General features: G+C 63.3%; 8 protein-coding genes and 1 pseudogene. 3 read left to right on the top strand and 6 right to left on the bottom strand.

Annotated features, from left to right (window positions below; translation table 11 throughout):
* Positions 1-1,523 (bottom strand): annotated as a pseudogene (locus tag VF629_RS07915) (hypothetical protein); the annotation flags it as partial.
* A gap of 445 nt (positions 1,524-1,968) precedes the next feature.
* On the opposite strand from VF629_RS07915, the gene VF629_RS07910 reads away from it, so the two are divergent.
* The gene (locus tag VF629_RS07910) at positions 1,969-3,099 is read left to right on the top strand and encodes a DUF2235 domain-containing protein (RefSeq protein ID WP_331057928.1); all 1,131 of its coding nucleotides are present in this window, start codon (positions 1,969-1,971) and stop codon (positions 3,097-3,099) included.
* 54 nt (positions 3,100-3,153) lie between these two features.
* Positions 3,154-3,777 (top strand): N-acetylmuramidase family protein, encoded by a 624-nt coding sequence (locus tag VF629_RS07905; protein WP_331057927.1) that lies wholly within the window; start codon positions 3,154-3,156, stop codon positions 3,775-3,777.
* 55 nt (positions 3,778-3,832) lie between these two features.
* Here VF629_RS07905 and VF629_RS07900 read toward each other — a convergent pair whose 3' ends face one another.
* Together VF629_RS07900 and VF629_RS07895 are read right to left on the bottom strand one after the other, a co-directional pair.
* On the bottom strand, positions 3,833-4,729 hold the full coding sequence (locus tag VF629_RS07900; RefSeq protein ID WP_331057926.1) for a patatin-like phospholipase family protein: 897 nt from the start codon (positions 4,727-4,729) through the stop codon (positions 3,833-3,835).
* A 7-nt stretch (positions 4,730-4,736) separates the two neighbouring features.
* Entirely contained in the window at positions 4,737-5,582 is an 846-nt protein-coding gene (locus VF629_RS07895) for a hypothetical protein (RefSeq protein WP_331057925.1), read from the bottom strand.
* 896 nt (positions 5,583-6,478) lie between these two features.
* Here VF629_RS07895 and VF629_RS07890 point away from each other — a divergent pair.
* Positions 6,479-10,402 carry a DUF7379 domain-containing protein gene (locus VF629_RS07890; protein WP_331057924.1) on the top strand — a complete coding sequence of 1,308 codons (3,924 nt, stop codon included), beginning with the start codon at positions 6,479-6,481 and terminating at the stop codon, positions 10,400-10,402.
* 28 nt (positions 10,403-10,430) lie between these two features.
* Here the strand turns inward: VF629_RS07890 and VF629_RS07885 are convergent, their stop codons facing one another.
* From VF629_RS07885 to VF629_RS07875, 3 genes are all read right to left on the bottom strand, one after another.
* Positions 10,431-12,077: a hypothetical protein gene (locus VF629_RS07885; RefSeq protein WP_331057923.1), complete on the bottom strand. Its 1,647-nt coding sequence runs from the start codon at positions 12,075-12,077 to the stop codon at positions 10,431-10,433.
* Between the two features lie 52 nt (positions 12,078-12,129).
* On the bottom strand, positions 12,130-12,300 hold the full coding sequence (locus VF629_RS07880; protein WP_331057922.1) for a hypothetical protein: 171 nt from the start codon (positions 12,298-12,300) through the stop codon (positions 12,130-12,132).
* A 375-nt stretch (positions 12,301-12,675) separates the two neighbouring features.
* On the bottom strand, positions 12,676-16,377 hold the full coding sequence (locus VF629_RS07875; RefSeq protein WP_331057921.1) for a PIN domain-containing protein: 3,702 nt from the start codon (positions 16,375-16,377) through the stop codon (positions 12,676-12,678).
* Between the last annotated feature and the right edge of the window lie 259 nt (positions 16,378-16,636).

The following is a 16,636-nucleotide window of genomic DNA, read 5'->3' as shown; positions in this document are numbered from 1 at the left end:
CGAGCCGGGTTCGGGCTCAGCGTGAGCCGGGCTCGGGCCACGACCGAGTTGGCCGTGCCCAGCGGCAAGCCGCCCACGCGGGCCACGAACGCAGCGGACACAGCGGAGGCCGAGGCCAGCACGGTGGGGCCGAAGGCCGACGGCCCCTGGAAGCCGCCGGTAATGAATACGCGGCCGCCCGTTGCGTCGACCGCCGCGTCCAGGGCCGCGTCTTGTTCCGGCCCGCCGGCCCCGACGGCCTGGGTCCAGGCCCCGGCCGCGCTCAAACGCGCCACGAAGGCGTCGGGCACGGTGTCCTCGCTGGGGGGCACCGGCACGGTCGTGTTGGTCAGCACGGTCGGCCCAAAGGTTGCCGTTGCGCCTTGGAAGGTGCCGACCACCACGGCGTTGCCCTGCCCATCCAAGGCCAGGCCGGCGGGCCGGTCCGAGCCCGGCCCGCCGGCCCCGACGGCCTGGGTCCAGGCCCCGGCCGCGCTCAGCCGCGCCACGTACACGTCCGCGGAAATGCCGTTGCTGCGCGGGTTGACGTTGCTCAAGCTGAGCAAGCCAAAGCGGGCGGTTTGGCCGGTGAAGTGCCCGGTCACGACTAGGTTGCCGGCGCCGTCCCCAGCCAGGCCCACGGCGGTCATCGAGCCGCTGGACGTCGCCCGCACGGCCCGCGCCCACGTGCCGGCGGCGGTGAGGCTGGCCACGAACGGCGTGGAGAAGGTGCCGATGCCGCCCGTGCCGTCGGTGGAATTGGCGACGGTGACGGCGCCGAAGCGCACTGAGAAACTGTCGAAGTCGCCGGCGACGTGGGCCGTGCCGCTCGCGTCGAGCGCCAGCGCGCGCGCCACGTCCGAGCCGGAGCTGCCGGCCCCGACGGCCTGAGTCCAGGCGCCGGCCGCGCTCAGCCGCGCCACGAACACGTCGAACCCGCCGCCGTTGGACAGGGTCGCGGCCCCGAAGGCCGTGGCGGCGTCGCGGTACGTTCCGGCCACCACGGCGTTGCCCGCCGCGTCCAGGGCCAGGGCGGTCGCTTCCTCGGCGCCGGCCCCCCCGCCGCGCACGGCCTGGGTCCAGGCCCCGGCCGCGCTCAGCCGCGCCACGAACAGGTCGGTGGTCGTCCCGGTGCCGGCGTTGGCGAGCGGGAAGGTCCCGAACGTCGCGCTGGGCCCGGCGAACTGGCCCGCCACGACGGCCGTTCCGGCCGCGTCCACGGCCAGCGCTCCCGGCGCGGCGCCGGCCGGGCCGCGCACGGCCTGGGTCCAGGCGCCGGATTCGTCGAGTCGGGCCACGTACAGGTCCTGGGCGCCCACGCTGGTCAGGGCCGTGGCCCCGAAGGCGACGGTGCCGGAGAAGATGCCGGTCACCACGAGCCCGCCCGTGCCGTCCAGGGCCACGGCCGCCACGCGCGAGAAGCCCTGCGCGTTGGTGACGGGGGTGACGGCCCACTGCCAGCTTTGAGCCCCAGCCCAAGCGGGCAGGAGAACGCCAATTGACACCGCCGCCAACCGCCGTAACCAAAGAGTGAAATGCGTCATGGAGCTACGGTAAAAAGGGTAGGGAACGAACGGCAACAACTTCAACAAAGCTAGCGAAGCTTCAGCACACTCGGACGCTCGCCACAGACAAGTAAATCACTCGGCTTCACATCGATGTTGTCGAACAGTGCAGTCCTGGGCCAGGCAAGATCTAGGTAATTGCTATCCATACGGGTAGGGAATTGGCTTTGAGTCATCCAGAGGACGGGACCATCTGCAACCGCGGGCCGCTCGTACGGGCAGACGCGCTGCCCAAGCACCGCCCGTGGGTAGCAGCGATATAAAACGTCTTTTCTGGGCACGGGCTGGGACTGTCGGCATAACACCTTCGCCGGTAATGAGCTTAGTTGCACCCAACAAGGTGCCTTATTGGTTTCACCTTTCTTTTAATTATTAAAACTCGCTATATTTCAGACCATTTCTGGTTAGTTATCTCGGCGCAACGGTGGGCAAGAAAATCATCATCTGTTCGGATGGCACGTGGAACACTCCCTTGCAAACCGACCGCGGGCGGGTGGTGCCCAGCAACGTAGTACGCTTCGCCCGGGCGCTTGTGGACGACGACGAGCAGTGCATCTTTTACGACGCCGGGGTGGGCACCGACCGGGGCTGGTGGGCACGCTTCTGGGGCGGGGTTACCGGCGCCGGACTGGAGCAAAACATCTACGACGGCTACCAATTCATCATTGAACACTACGAGCCCGGCGACGAGTTGTTCCTGTTCGGGTTTAGCCGGGGCGCGTACACCGTGCGCAGCCTTGGGGGCATGGTGCACCGCTGCGGCATCATTCGGCAAGGAGCGGCCGACTTGCCCGCGGCGCCGGACCGGCACGAGCAGCCGCCGGTCGACGAGGCCAGCGTCGCCCGGCAATTGATGGAGCAGGCCCGCCGCGTGTTTCGCGGCGGCAACCGCGAGGAAGCCAGCCGATTCAAGGCCCGCTACGCGCACCCCGACTCGCGCATTGCCATGATCGGGGTGTGGGACACGGTGGGCGCGCTTGGCATCCCCTCCAGCTGGTTTAATCCCCGCACCTGGCTTTTGGGCGGCAAGGGACGGTACGAATTCCTAGACACCGGTCTTAACGCTAGCGTGCAGGCGGCCTACCACGCCCTGGCCATCGACGAGTACCGGGTGCCTTTTCAGCCCACGCTTTGGGAGCAAAACCCGGAGCAGGCCGCGGCGGGTCAAGTGCTGGAGCAGGTGTGGTTTGCCGGGGCACACACCAACGTGGGCGGGGGCTACGACGACCCCGGTCTCTCGGACATCACCCTCAACTGGATGATTGAAAAAGCCGAGCACCACGGCCTGCGCTTTGAGCCGGCCGCCGTAGCCCGCCTCTACCCCGACAGCTTGGGCGAGCTGCGGGATTCGCGCGCCGGCTGGCTTAATAAGCTTTTCTACCGCCGCAAAGTGGCCCGGGTCATGCCCGAGCGCCCGGAATGCGAAGACGAAGCCGAGGAGGACAAACGGCAGGGCTGCCACGTGCACCACACCGTGGAACGGCGCCTCCGCAACCGCATCATGCCTTACCGGCCAGGGCACCTGCCCAAAAAATACTGGCGCTACCCCGCCTGACGCCCCGCCCTCATTATTTACTTTCAATACGCCAGAGGACAATTATCCCATTACATGGGCAAAAAACTTACTTCCCAACAACTCGCGGACGCTGCCACGGCGGCAGGCTTCGAAGCCCGGGCCGTGCGGGCGATTATCAAGGTCGAGACCGGGGGCAGCGGCTACGACAAGACGACGGGCTATTTGCTGATTCAGTTCGAGCCGAGTTGGTTTCGTCGCCTCCTGCCCAAAGCCACCACGCAAGCCATCGCGGCCGCGGCCACGGCGGACGCGAAGAAAACGGCCACTCCCGCGCAGGCTGCCCTCCTGCACGACTGGCTGACCACCCAAGCCAACGTGGTGGAAGGGCAGGCGAAAGAGCGGCTCGCCTTCGATGCCGCCTGTCGCATTGACAAGCGCGTCGCCGACCTGTCCACCAGTTGGGGCCTGCCGCAGATGATGGGCTTCAACCACAAAGCCTGCGGACTGGCCAGCGTGGAAGCCCTGGTGGAATCGTTTCGGCAGTCGGAAGCCAACCAACTCACCGCCATGCTGCGCTTCATCAAGTCCAAGCCCCCTTTGGCGGCGGCGCTCCGGCGCAAGGACTGGGGCGTGTTTGCCTATTATTACAACGGCGCCGGCTACAAGGCCTTCAATTACGACAAGCGCCTGGCTAAGGCGTACGCGTCGCTCGCGTAGCGCGGCAGCTAATCAGGGGCGTCGTTAACGGCAGTGGGCCGAGCGCACAGTGCCGCTAAGCCAAGAAGCCCGGGGTGCTTTCCAACAGGGTTTTGGCGGTCTGCTCGCCCTTGGAAATCCAGAGGCCCATCAGCACTTGGTCGAACCGCAGCCCGGTTGGGTAATCGGGGTCTAGGTCGCGGTCGGGCTCGACGATGACGCACTGCGCCCCGGACTGGCGGGCGTAGAGGTTGAGCAGGGCGATGTCGTTTTCGCGCACTTCCTGAATAAAAATGGAAATGGCCCGCATAATGACATTCAGCAGATTGGTATAGGGCGAAGAGATTTGCTCCATCCGTCGGGGGTTGTTGCTCAAAGCGAGGACCCGTTCCGGGCGCAGGCCAGGGATGGCCAGGGTGGGCAGCACCTCGCGGTTGCCCCCGTCCACGTACTGTTCGCCGTCGATCTCCACCGGGGGCAGGAAGCCCGCCTGGTTGCTGCTGGCCTGCAGGGCCTCGAGCAACATCTCCCGGGAAGTAACAACCTTGTTAACGTAGGCGGACGAGGCGGGGATTTCGCGGTTGCTGAAGATGGTAATCAGGCCGGTCTGCAGGCTCACCGCCGTCAGACACAGCAGCGTGGTAGAACCCATGATGCGCGTATACACGTCCTCGGTGATCGACTGCCGGATGAGCTCATTGAGCGGCTCGGTATTGAATATGTAGGGCCGGCCGTGGCGAAAGTTGTCGATCAGGTTCTGCTTCTGCAATATGTCGTCGTTGCCCACCCGGGTGTACACGTCCAGCAGGGTGTTAATGTCCCCGATGCAGGCAAAGGTGGCCAGCAGGGCCCCGGTGCTGGTGCCGCTGATGTAGTTGAACAAGCCGTAGCCCTGCTCGAACCAGTACTTGAGGGCTCCAACGGTGAAGGCGCCCTTGGCGCCGCCCCCGCTCGTAATCAGCGCAGTGGTCATGTTCGGACTAGCGTTTGGTGAAGGTATAGCCCGCTCCCAGTTGCAGCAGGTAGCGATTGCCCCGGGACTGGTAGCCGGCCATGGCCTGGAGCTGCAGCAGGTTGAGGTCCGCTCCCAGTCCGGTGAGCACTTGAAACGTGTTCGGCCCGAAGCCAAAACCCGGTTCCACCACGTACTTCAGGTGGCCTACGGTGGCCAGCTCTGCTCCCAGGTCTTTCAGGCGATACTCTCCGCGAACGGCCAGCAGCCCCATGGCGTCTCGGTCCTGGTAGTTGAGGCCGCCCCCCAGCCACAGCCGGGTCCGCCCGCCGCACTGCCCGGGCTTCACCCCAAAGGTCTTTGCTAAAACGAAGGTTTTGGCGCTCAGAAAATAGGACTCGCTGGAGCGAAAAGCATCCACTGCGCCTTGATTCACTTCCACCTGCCAGGCAAACACGTTGCAGAACTCGGGGGAGGAAGGATCAATCGGGGGCTGCTCGGCCACAAAGTGACTAGCCCAGTCCAATACGCCCGCCAACTGAGGCCCGCTGGCCCGGGCGGTGATTTGTTCCTGGAGGCACAGGTTGCGTTTGGGCCCGGCGGCAGCCCAAGATTTGAGCTCGCCAAATAATATGGCGATGGCTTGGTACTGGGCCGGGTTGACGCGCTTCAAGGCCTCCACCTGCTGCCGGCGCTGCGCCACATCGGCGGGAGAATTTCCCAGCGGAGTTAGCAGCTCAATCATGCGCTGGGCATAAGCCTGAGCTTGTTCCTGGCACGCCAGTTGGGCGCAGCAGTCCTGCGCGAGAGCCGGCATAACACCCGTTCCCAGCAGGAGCAGGATGGTAAGGGAAAGGAAGGCACGAGTAATCATACTATAAGCCCTGAACAGCTGGCCCCGGATGGATTGCCTAATCTATCAAAATTGAAAGAAAAAGCAATGCACTATATAGAGAATAAATACACATTATGATTTTTTAACAGAGCTAGCTTTCTGCCAGCGGTACGGCGTGACTTGCGCTGGCACTTAAAAAAACCTGTTGGAGCTAAACATCTAGACCCAACGGCTCGGCAGTAAATGGACACATGTGCTAGAGATTGTAATCATAGGGCGCTTAAATTTCCCTTTGTTGCCTCCGTCATCAGCTGACCCAATAGCTATTTGCTCATCATTGCTTGATGTGACAATAGTGGTTTAGCCAACTTAAAGTATCTCCTGATTTAATAGACAGGTTAGCCAGCAGGTAAGGGCTATGTAAGGGTTAATGAAAATAGGGCAGAGGCAGTTTGCCAATGGACGCAGAGGTTGTCTTGTGAATAGTGTAAACAGTACGCGTTGAAAGCAGGAGTTATTAAGCTTGGTTAGACTTATCCGCTAGGAACCAACCGTTATTTTGATGTTAACTAATTAGTATGATGCTCATGCGTGCGATTTGTTGAGCTTAGTAAACTTGAGAGTGGGTTATGCAAAAGCTCTTTTTGGTAATAATCCGATCCGACGGGTATTTCTCAGGCATCTGCACTGGTCGGCTTTGACAGCACTAAAAACTCCTTCAAGCTGCTCCACTGAGGTAGCAGCAAGTGAGCGGCGCTATCGGCACCCGCTTTCTCGAACGCTCACGCCCGCCGTCTGTCTTAAGCTCCGAAATTTAATTTTTCTGCTACGGCTCTTTGCTTTTTGTAAGCATTATTGAGGCTATATGAGAAGGGTATTAACAGTGCGGTATTCTCTCAGCTATATTCGCCTGACGCTATCCTTCTTATCTACCCATGCCTACAATTACCCGTTCCAGTGGAGTGCAGGTTAGCCTGCCGTCTGAATTCCAGGTAGCCGATGCGCCCGCCCCGGCGCCCTCCAGCCGGCGGGGCGCCCCAGCCCGCCGCTTTGGTCCAGTACCCATGCCGACGCCACCGCTGGGTACCGATGCGTTAGCCCGGGCTTTCAGCCAGCAGGAAATGGAATTGGTCGACCAGGTCGGCGTGGAGGCCGCCGCAGGGGCGACCCGTACCCGGGCCCTGCCGGGCAATTTAGCCCTGGACCTGAACGTCCCACTGGCCGCGCAGGAAGACGCGGCCATCCTGTTGGAGCAGGACGGGCTCTATACCTGGCATTTTGCCACGGAGACGGAAACCGCGGCTTCGCTCGCCCCCGGCACCGTGCGCGGCGTGACCGCCGCGCCGCTGCGCCAGGCCCGGTTTCGCATTGCCCTGAGCAGTGAGCCGGCCGGGCCAGCGCTGCAGCGGGGCGTTGTCGGCGATTTCATCCGCGGCAAGGTGCAGGCGTTTATCTTCCGCTTCGCGGCCCGGGTCGTGGTGGGGCAGGCCATGAAATTTTTGGAACGCAAGGTCCGGCGCGGCTTGGTGCGCGTGGACGGCCCCGACTCGGCCGCCTGGGACTTGCTGGGCGCTACGCCCCTGGCCCTGCCTACGACGCGGCCGGCCCGCATCCTGCTTTTGATTCACGGCACGTTCAGCAGCACGGTGGGCGCCTACGCGGCCCTGACGGCCACGCCCTGGGGCCGGGAATTTTTGGCCGCGGCCCACGCCAACTACGACGCCGTGCTGGGCTTCGACCACGCCACGCTGAGCGAGGACCCGCTGGAGAACGCCACCGAGCTGCTCGCCGCGCTGCAAGGCCTGAGCTGGGCGCACCCGCCGCGCTTCGACGTGGTGGCCCACAGCCGGGGCGGGCTGGTGCTGCGCAGCCTTCTGGAGCACCTGCTGCCCCTGACGGCCTTCGAGATGAAAACCGAGCGGGTCATTTTCGTGGGCGTCACCAACGGCGGCACCCTGCTGGCCGAGCCGGCCAACTGGCAGGCGCTGGTGGACCTGTACACCAACCTGGCGCTCGGGGCCACGCACCTGCTGGGCCTGCTGCCCCCGGCCAAGGTCCTGGCCACGGTGCTCGAAGAGCTGGTGCGGGGCCTGGGAGCGTTCGTGAAGTACTGCGCCACCACGGCCGTGACCGACCGCCTGGTGCCGGGGCTGGCGGCGATGGCCCCCAGCGGGGACTTTGTGCGCCGCCTTAACGAAGAGCAGGTGCGTCAGCCCAGCGTTGAGCAGAGCTACTACTGCGCCGTGACCTCCGAGTTCCGCCCCCGGGTGCTGGGCGGCGAGCACGAGCCGCGGGAGCTGCCGGCCCGCCTGCTGGAATGGCTGGGCAGCGGCTTCATGCAAGCCCTCATGCGCGAGGCCAACGACCTGGTCGTGCACACGGTCGCCATGACGCAGATTGACCCCGGGGTCGGCAACTACCTCAAAGACACGCTCGCCTTTGGCCCCAACCCGCAGGTGTACCACACGAACTACTTCGTGCAGCCCCGAGTCATCAACGCCCTCACGCGCTGGCTGCAGCTCGCAGCGCCCGCGGCGCGAACTGCAGCCTCTCCGTCCGCGGAAGGAGGGCGCCCCCGGCGGGCGGTTGCCGGAGCGGCCACTTCAGCAAACGCCCGCCGAACCCTTCGTCGACCGGCGGTGGCCGCGCCCGGCAGCTTCGTGGAGGCGCCCCTGCCCGCCGACGTGGACCTGGACGTGTACGTCACGACCGCCGACGTTTCGGTGGCCGATGCCGTGGCGGCCGTGCGCGCCGCGCACCCCAGCTACGTGGTCGTGCGACACTTTGCCGGCGGCGTGCCCCAGGATTACGCCTTCTCGGCCGAGGACCTGCTCAAGCAAACCCGGCGCCGGCCGCAACAAGCCACCCTGCACGCGGCCCTGCGCCTGGCCACCACCCCGCCTTCGGCCGTGCACACGCCGGGGGCGGGCCCCGCCAACCCCGGGGCAGAGGCCTCCGTTCCGGCGCCCGCCGACCCCGCAGTTCCACCGGCAGCGGGGGGCGAGCACGACACTAGCACACCGCCCGGCTTGGCTGCGCCGGCGGCCCCCGCCGTGGTGCTGCGGCAGGGCCGGCCGGCGGGGGTACTTCCCGCCCCGGCGGCCCTGCCCGACGGGCTCGCCCTGGCGGACCTGGTCCGGAAAGTGGCCCACCCGCGCCGGGACGAGGAGTTTATCCTGCGGCGCCGGGCCATGCCCACCTTCGGCGGCTCCATGCTGGGCAGCCTCGCCCCGCTAATGCCCCTCTTTGCTTTCCCCAAGGATATCGACTCCGTCGTCGCCGCCAGCCCCGGCGTCCCGGAGGTGCGTCCCCGGCGCGCTGGGACCGGCACCCCGCCCCAAGCCGCAAAAGTTACCTGTCACTTCCGGGCCGAAATGGACCAGCAGGTGGAGGTCGGCCGGCCCACTGCGCTGGAAGTAGTCGTCTCGCGCGAGGCCCTGGACCGGGCCCTGCACGGGGCCGCGGCAACGGACTCCCGCGCCGTTGCGCCCGACGCCCCCCTGCTGGTGGAAGTGCTGCCCAAGGTCAATTTTGAGTACGTGGAGTCCATGGCCAGCTACCGGAAAGAGTTGGCGCCTCCGGCTCCCGGCGAGACCCCGGCGCTGTACTTTATGCTGCGCGCCACTCATACCGGGGAAGGGGAGGTGTGGGTGCTGGTGCGCCAGGGCCAGGTGCCGGTGCTCACGCTCTGCCTGCGGCCGCAGGTGGTCAGCGGCCGGGAAGCCGGCGCCGCCCGCCGCGTGCAGGTCGAAGCCACCGCCGCGGCCCTGCCCCCGCCCACGGCGGCCGTGCACCAACTCATCATCACCGAGCGCCGCAACGGCACCCAGCTCTCCTACCACTTTCAGTTGCAGCTGCCGGGCCTGGGGGTGCTGCAGTGGGGCGAGACTTCGCCCTTCGTTGGCGACCGCCAGGCGTACGTGGCCAACCTTTACCAGGAAATCGAAAACCGGTGGCTCGGCAACCAGGCCGACAGCGAGAACTTCACCGCCGAGCTGCGCGCCCTGGGCGGTGCCCTTTTTGATGACCTCATTCCGGCCGACCTGCAGCGGTTGCTCTGGCAGCACCGCCGGGCCATCACCAGCATCCTGGTCATCGCCGAGGAGCCCTTCATCCCCTGGGAGCTGGTGCACCTGCACGCGCCCGGCAAACCACTGGGCCGCGAAACTTGCTCTCTCGGGCAGCTGGGGCTGGTGCGCTGGCTGCACGAGGCCGGCTGGCCCCGCGAGCAGCTCTACCTGCGCCCGGGCAAGAGCCGGTACGTCATTCCCCACTACCCCCACCCGGACTACGAGCTGCCCGAGGCCGAGGCCGAAGAAGACTTCCTGCGCGATGTGCTGGAAGCCAAGGCCGTGGCCCCGAACGCGCGGGCGGTGCGCACCTTGCTCGGCCGCGCCGGGGCGTTTGACCTATTGCACTTCGCCTGCCACGGCGAGGCCAACCACGACAACATCGCCAACGCCCAGCTGCTGCTCGAGGGCCGCGTGGAAGGGGGCAGCTACCTGCCCGAATACTTCAGCGCCACCACGGCCGAGCAGTACGCCAACTTCGGCAAGCATGCTCCCATCGTCGTGCTCAACGCCTGCCAGGCCGGCCGCACGGGCTACCGGCTCACTGGGGTCGGGGGCTTTGCGCAATCCTTTTTGCGGCGCGGGGCGGGCGCGTTCGTCGGCACGCTGTGGGCCGTGGGCGACAAGCCGGCCCGGACGTTCACCGAAGCGTTGTATCGGCACTTGTTGGACGGGGACACGCTGGCCGAAGCCACCACGGCCGCCCGGGAGCAGGCCCGGCAGGCCGGCGACGCCACTTGGCTGGCCTACGCCGTCTACGGCCACCCTTATGCCAAGGTCGTGCGCTAACGGGGGATGGAGCCGGTGTTTTCCCCGCTTAGACAGCAGGAGAGCGCCGGCTACCGGGTTCGATTTCCAGGCTGCGCAGCAGCAGGGCCAGAAAGCGGTGGTCAAAGCCCTTGGCCCGGAGCAGCCGCTGCCGGAACCGGGGCTTGGCCAGCTCGCGGGCCATGGAGGCCCGCAAGGGCGTGAACACGTTAATCAGCAGGCAGTAGAAGCCCGTGTGCAGGTCCGTGGCGTCGAACACCATCTCCAAGATGGGTACCCGGCGCAGGGTGGCCCGGGCCACCCACACGTACCTGGGCAGGGCTGCCGCCAGGACCGCTTGCAGGGGCCCGTCGGTGAGCGGGCGGCTCAGGCGCAGCTCGTCCTTGTAGGCGTTGCTGGAAGCCAAGTAGATGTCCCACACCACGTCCACGTCCTCGCGCACGGTGTCGGTGAGCAGCTGCTCGAACAAACCCACCTGCCGGTACACCTGCTCATAAGTGATGCGGATGCCCGCGGTGAGGGGCACGAACATGCTGTAAAGCGTGGCCTGGCGGTAGGTACGCCACCTCGTGGACGTGGCCCAGTCGGCGTCGGCCGGCCAGGGCGTGAGCAGGCGCCCGTCGTCGGTGAACGAGTAGCGGGCGTAGGGCCCCATCTGGTCGTCGTGGGCGTAGAGCCGGTCCAGGGAATCCGCCGTCAGCGCAAAGTCGCCGGAGGAAGGCACCGGAATCCCCGACAGCCGGTAGCCGGTCACCGTCACCAAGTGCCCCTGCTGCGGGTCCCCGTCCAGCAGCAGGAACAGCAGCACGGGCAGGCCCAGCCGCAGGTGGGCGTAGAGGAAACCCTTGGCGCCCTGCAACTGCTCCACCATTTTCTCTTCCACGGTTTCGTCGGCGTCGAGCACCCATTCCCCGGGCTGCCGGTAGGTGCGCAACTCGGCCACGAGGCCCACGGCCTGGATGGCCTCGCCGATCTGGGTCTGGTCCAGGCCCACGCTGGGAAAGTTGCGGCCGTGGTGGTTGAACAGGTTGCGGGTGTTGGCCGTGATGTGGTAGGGGGAAGGCAGGGGCGTCTGAAAAAGGAAAGCCGTCTTGTGAAAGGCCATCCACAGGGCCGTCGTCGCGCAGGCGCTGACGTTGTTGTCCTGCTCCTGAAATATGAGCGTGCTCAGCTGCAATTGCTTGCCGAGCAGGTTCAGCTCATAGGGCCGGCCCACGGGGTAATTCCGCCGGTTGGCCTCGGTGGCCGGGTAGGGCAGCAGCACGGTGGCGCCAATCTGACGCGCGGGCAGGGGCTTGACGACGACGTAGCCCAGATACGACGCCCAAAGGTCCTGGCCGGTGTTGGGGTCAGCCAGCGCGGCGCGCAAGGCATTCTTGTCAAATCCGAACCGGAAAAAGTGGACGCGCTTGCAGCGGCGCGGGTACTCGCGAAAGCCCCGGGCGTAATAATCGGCGTAGTCATCGAGAAACGACTGGCTCAGATAGGGCTGCTCCACCACGATGGTGCGCGCCCCCAGGCCCCCACCGGGCTGCGGCCCCAGGTATTCGGCGAAATAATGAAAATGACGCTTGCGGCGCGTCGCTTCCGCGTCCACCCACTCGTTGCTCAGCACGCGGGCCAGCTCGTCGAGGGAATAGGGAAGTACGTCAAACTCGATGGGCTCCGCCACGCTTGCTGCAGACCTGAACGACAAAAAAAGCGTCCCCGCGGGGACGCCCAGTGGTAACGCAAAACGGCCGCGCCTACTACAGGCGGGCCCGAACTTTAAGGCGGTCGCGGTCCACTACGGCTTTCTCGGCCAGCGAGTCGGCTTGGCGCATCACCTGCTTGACGCGGTTTTCGTGCGCGGAACTTTGAAACCGAGCCCGGCTGCCGTGAAATTCAATGACGAGCGAGGATTGGTTGGTTGGTGACATGGCACAAAGGTAAGCAGAAGACACAAAACAAGTTGCTTAATACAAACTCGCTACAAACGTACGCAAACATGCGGAGTTAAGATATCCCGTAAGCAACAAAAAAGAAGCAACGGAATGTATTGCTTCCCACGGATGGTCAAAAACCAATTTTCCAGCCACGCGCTTCTTTGACTAAACCAGTTAGGGCTTTCTCGGCTTTCCGCTGGGATAGCCGCGGGGATTGACCTACTCGGCGGAAAGATGTCACTATTTTCACTTTAGTACAAGCGTTGCCACGCATCAAACGCTTGCTGACACCGATTACTTCAATTCCGGAATCTGTTCTCAGTCGATGCGTCAACGTGTTGTTTTGCTTAATACCGTAAGATACTGATTTTAAAGAAGTAGCCTCCTCTCGCTGAGCTGCTGCCAAGCGAGGTCAAAATCACGCAGCACCTGCCGCTGGTGTATTGGCAGCAGGTGAAACAGCCGGCGGATCCAGTTTTTAACAATGTTTTGCAGTTCGGGCGCCAGGTTTAAATGCCGTAAGGCATGGACGTAAACTGCTACGGCAGCCAAACTTTTCTGCGCGGGTGTTAAGCTTTTCATCAAGTAGAGTTGGATCAGAAACTGATGAATGCGCAGCAGCTCCCGGGGGTTTTCTCGCACGAGCAACGGTAGGCTTTCCAAGTAGTGAAGCGCCGCGCCGCGAAAGCTGCCCCCGGCACTGATGAACAGCCGAAGCATTGTTTCCGGGTCAATGGTTAGGCCAACGTAGCGGCTTTGAAGCAGAATGGGCAGAATGGCTGCGTCGAATTTCTCTACTGCAAACGTCCGCAGGAATTTCTCTGCGCTGATTACTGAGCCTTTGCGCCGTAGCAGCTCGTTGAAAACCATGTCGTCCGAGACAAGCAGAGTATCCGTCTGGTCGGCCAGAAACAAGGTGTCCAGCACGCCTGCAAAATAATCGTGTTTGTCGTCGGTGAGCCAGTCTTTGCCCTCGCGGGCGGCTTCCCGCATCACGTCCAGCTTTTCAGGCACCAGCCGCCACTGGCAATGTTGCTTCACCCAGGCTAGGAGCTTGTGTAAAAAATCTAGCTCGTCTTGCTTGTAGGTGTCTGAGTACGGAATGCCCCGCACGGCACTTTTGGAAATGGAAAGGCTCATGCGTGAGGCAGGCAGCCGTTCCTTCTCTGTAATAAGCTCCTGCAAGAATTCGGGCACCTGGGCCGCTACCCACAGGGACGTAGGCAGCGTGAGCAACTCCGCTTGGTGCAGTTGGTAGAACAGCGGCAGGCTCGACCAGTCGAGGACGTAAGACAGGTCGTGCCGCAATTCCACCTGTTCGTACCAGGTGAGCGGGGCCACAAAAAATCCGGCCGATTCGTTGGAAGTCAACAGCTGATACGCTTCCAGTCCGTTGCCCGAGCAAACCCCACGAGCTACGGCCGAAAAGCCGGATTCGCCCACGGCGCACTCTGCCAACAACTCGCGAATGGCATTTTGGCGGTCTTGTTCATCGGTGCCAAATTGTTGGATAAGCACCCGTTCCAACTCTTCGAAGCTCGAAGATTCAAACTTCAACGTTTGAATACTAAAGTCACCTTCCTGCTCTTCGGCCTGGCGAATAATGTCTTGGAAAAGAGCAGTATGAGCATCGAGAAGTGACTGTACGACCCCTTGCCGCTTCCGGTTCCGCAGAGCGTCAGGAATGGTGAATGTATCTCCTGGCCTCAGGCCAATCAGCTGGCTAGCGAATGGATGCTGGCCGCCGTCGACGGCAGCAGCCGTCAACGCGAGGGGCGGGCGGGGCTGGCCATCGACAGTAAATACCACTGTGGTACCGATGGCGGCCTCCGTGGGGGGCGCTGGCACCTCGTCGCCGCTGAGCAAGGACAGGTGAATGAACTTATCCCGCGCCTGAATATCCTGGCGGTCGCAGGCCAGCGGATAAAGCACGTCGAGCGCCAGCCGGTGCCAGCCGGCTTGCTTGGCCACAGCCGCCACGTTGAACAGCTGCGGCCGACCGAGTAGGTTAGGGTGCTGAATCACCCGCTCAATTTCCGGGCGCAGCCGCTCCTTCATGCCCAACAGGTGCAGGGCATACAGGTACTTCCAATAGAGCCGGCCGTCTTCGGGGAAAGCCGCGTGGGCATATTCGGCCACCTCCAGCAGCTGAGTGGTATCGTTGAGCAACTCGGCTATTTCCAGTTCCCAAAAGCAATATTTTAGCTCAGCCGGCCGGTTTAGTCGCCAATCTTTTAATCGTTGGCGCAGTTCTTCGCTGCCTTTGCTCAGGCCGTGCAGATTGTCAATGTAGAGGCGTTCAGTCACCAGGCCCACGTATGTGTCAGTGGCCGGGGGCAACCGCTGTAGCGTGGCCATCGACTTCTCATATTCTTTCGCCAGGTGGTAAAGCTCCGCTACGTCCAGCGTGTATTGCTGGTCGGGCTGCTGCTGCGAGAGCGCCTCGCACTCGTCGACTAGCTGCACCATCTCGGCTTGGCGCTCCTCGTTGGCGTGGAGCGTGGCCGCCCGCAGCAGCATGGCGGGCAGCTCTTGCGTCAGTTGTCCCCGGCTTTGGCACAGGCCCACGAAGGCTTCCCGCTCTTCGGTCGTGGAGCAGAACAGCATTAGGTAGAGCGTGGCGCGGGTGTAAAACGTCGTTTCGATGACCGTGGCCCGACTCAGGTCGCGAGCCAAACTGACGCGGGCGTCGTCAGCCTGCTGGAGGGCCCGCTGTTGTAAAAAGCGGAGGTAATCGACGTTAGGGTCCGTTTCGGAATCAAGCACATCGAGCACCGCCAGCACCGCCGCGGGCGTATCCCAGCGCGCCAGCAAATTGGCCCATAAGGACCCGAAGCGCCGTTGCAGGGCCACCGGCTGCTGAAAGAATACAGCTTTATAATCGTCAAATTCACTGGACTTGCCGGTGAGGTAATAACCCGCCAGCCCGCGCACAAACAGCGCGTTGCCCGCCAGCGTACGCTTTTCCGTTCCTTCCAGGCGCTGGGTGTAATGCGTCAGAACTTCGTAGGCCCGCCGTAGGCGCGCGGACCCTTGCTCGGGAGCCTGCGGCACGAAGGTAAAATTCTTGTACACCACACTGCCCACCTCCAACTGCACAATGAGTTGGGCCACGGTAATCCAATACCGCTCTGTCTCAAACGTGAGCGCCTGGGGGCAGGGAAATTCGCTTAAATCGCTGCCCAACAGCAGGGTTGCTGTCGCTGGACCAATGAGTTCCAGCAGGTCGAGCAGAGCCAGCCGAAACGCAGGGGCCTGGGCTGCTTCAGCGGGTACTTGCGCCAGTGCCATCTCCAATTGGGGCACCCCTTGGCAGAAAACCAGCACAGCTTGGGCTACCGGGTGCGCAGGGGTGGTATCCAGCAGAAGCTGGGCCGTGGCTCGCGCCTTTTCAACGTTGCCTTGGCTAGCCTCCGCCAGGGCAGCGCTGGCGGCGTAGCGGCGGTTGTGTTCTTGCAAGCGGTGGGCGCGCAAGGCGTGGGGGTACGCAAGCTTTGCCTCGCCGCACTCTTGGTGCGCGGCACTGACTAGGTGCTCGTAGCGGGCGTTTAACACGGTATTTTCACTGTGCCGTTGCTCCAGGTGCTGGCCCAGCTGCGTGAGCAGCCGCAGGGCCGTGCGGGGATTGTACTGCTGTATAAACTGCTGCTCGGCAATGTCGAGCATGGCTTCTACATCCGCTGACGCGGCCGCCGGTTGAGCGGCCGCATTCAGCAGGGCCAGCACTTGGGCTAGTTGCTGCTCGGTGCGATGCGAGGTCTCCGCCAGTGCACCGGGCCCGATGACAGCTCCGTGTAGGTCGGCAATCTTCATCGAGTCTTCCAACTGGAAGACCTGCCGATACAGCCCGGTAAGCTTAAGCTTGTGAATAAGCTCTCGGCCGTTCATCAGCTGAACGGGAATACCGTAGGCCTGCTCCTGCTTCACTTTCCAGTCGGCCCACCATTTGTTCTCCTGCAAGTCGAAGTCCTCTAGGGGAATGCACAGCACCCATCTCTTGACTGTGAATTGAATTGAACTGATGGCCCGCTTGAAGGAAGCGTTAATCTGGTCCTTCTGGGATTTGCCCAAAGGGTCCAGAAAAAACTTGCATTGGTAAACCTCAATGGGCGTAACTCCAATGTCTCCGACAAATACATCAATGCCTTCGTCTCCTGGATTTGCCCGCACCAATTTTACGTTTTCCCGCGGATATAGCGCCTGCAGCAAGGCCTCACAGTCGTGCTCAAAAGCGGCGCGGGCACCCTCTACATTGAAGTGTAAGCCAAGGTAGTCCTTCCACGTTTTTTCGGTCATGAGTGCCCCAAGATAATAGTCAATAGTCCAGTTT

The sequence above is a fragment of the Hymenobacter sp. genome, assembly GCF_036388155.1.
In the GTDB taxonomy this organism is placed as follows: domain Bacteria; phylum Bacteroidota; class Bacteroidia; order Cytophagales; family Hymenobacteraceae; genus Hymenobacter.
Note: the sequence above shows the minus strand (reverse complement) of the source record. Positions and strands in the feature narration are given on the sequence as shown.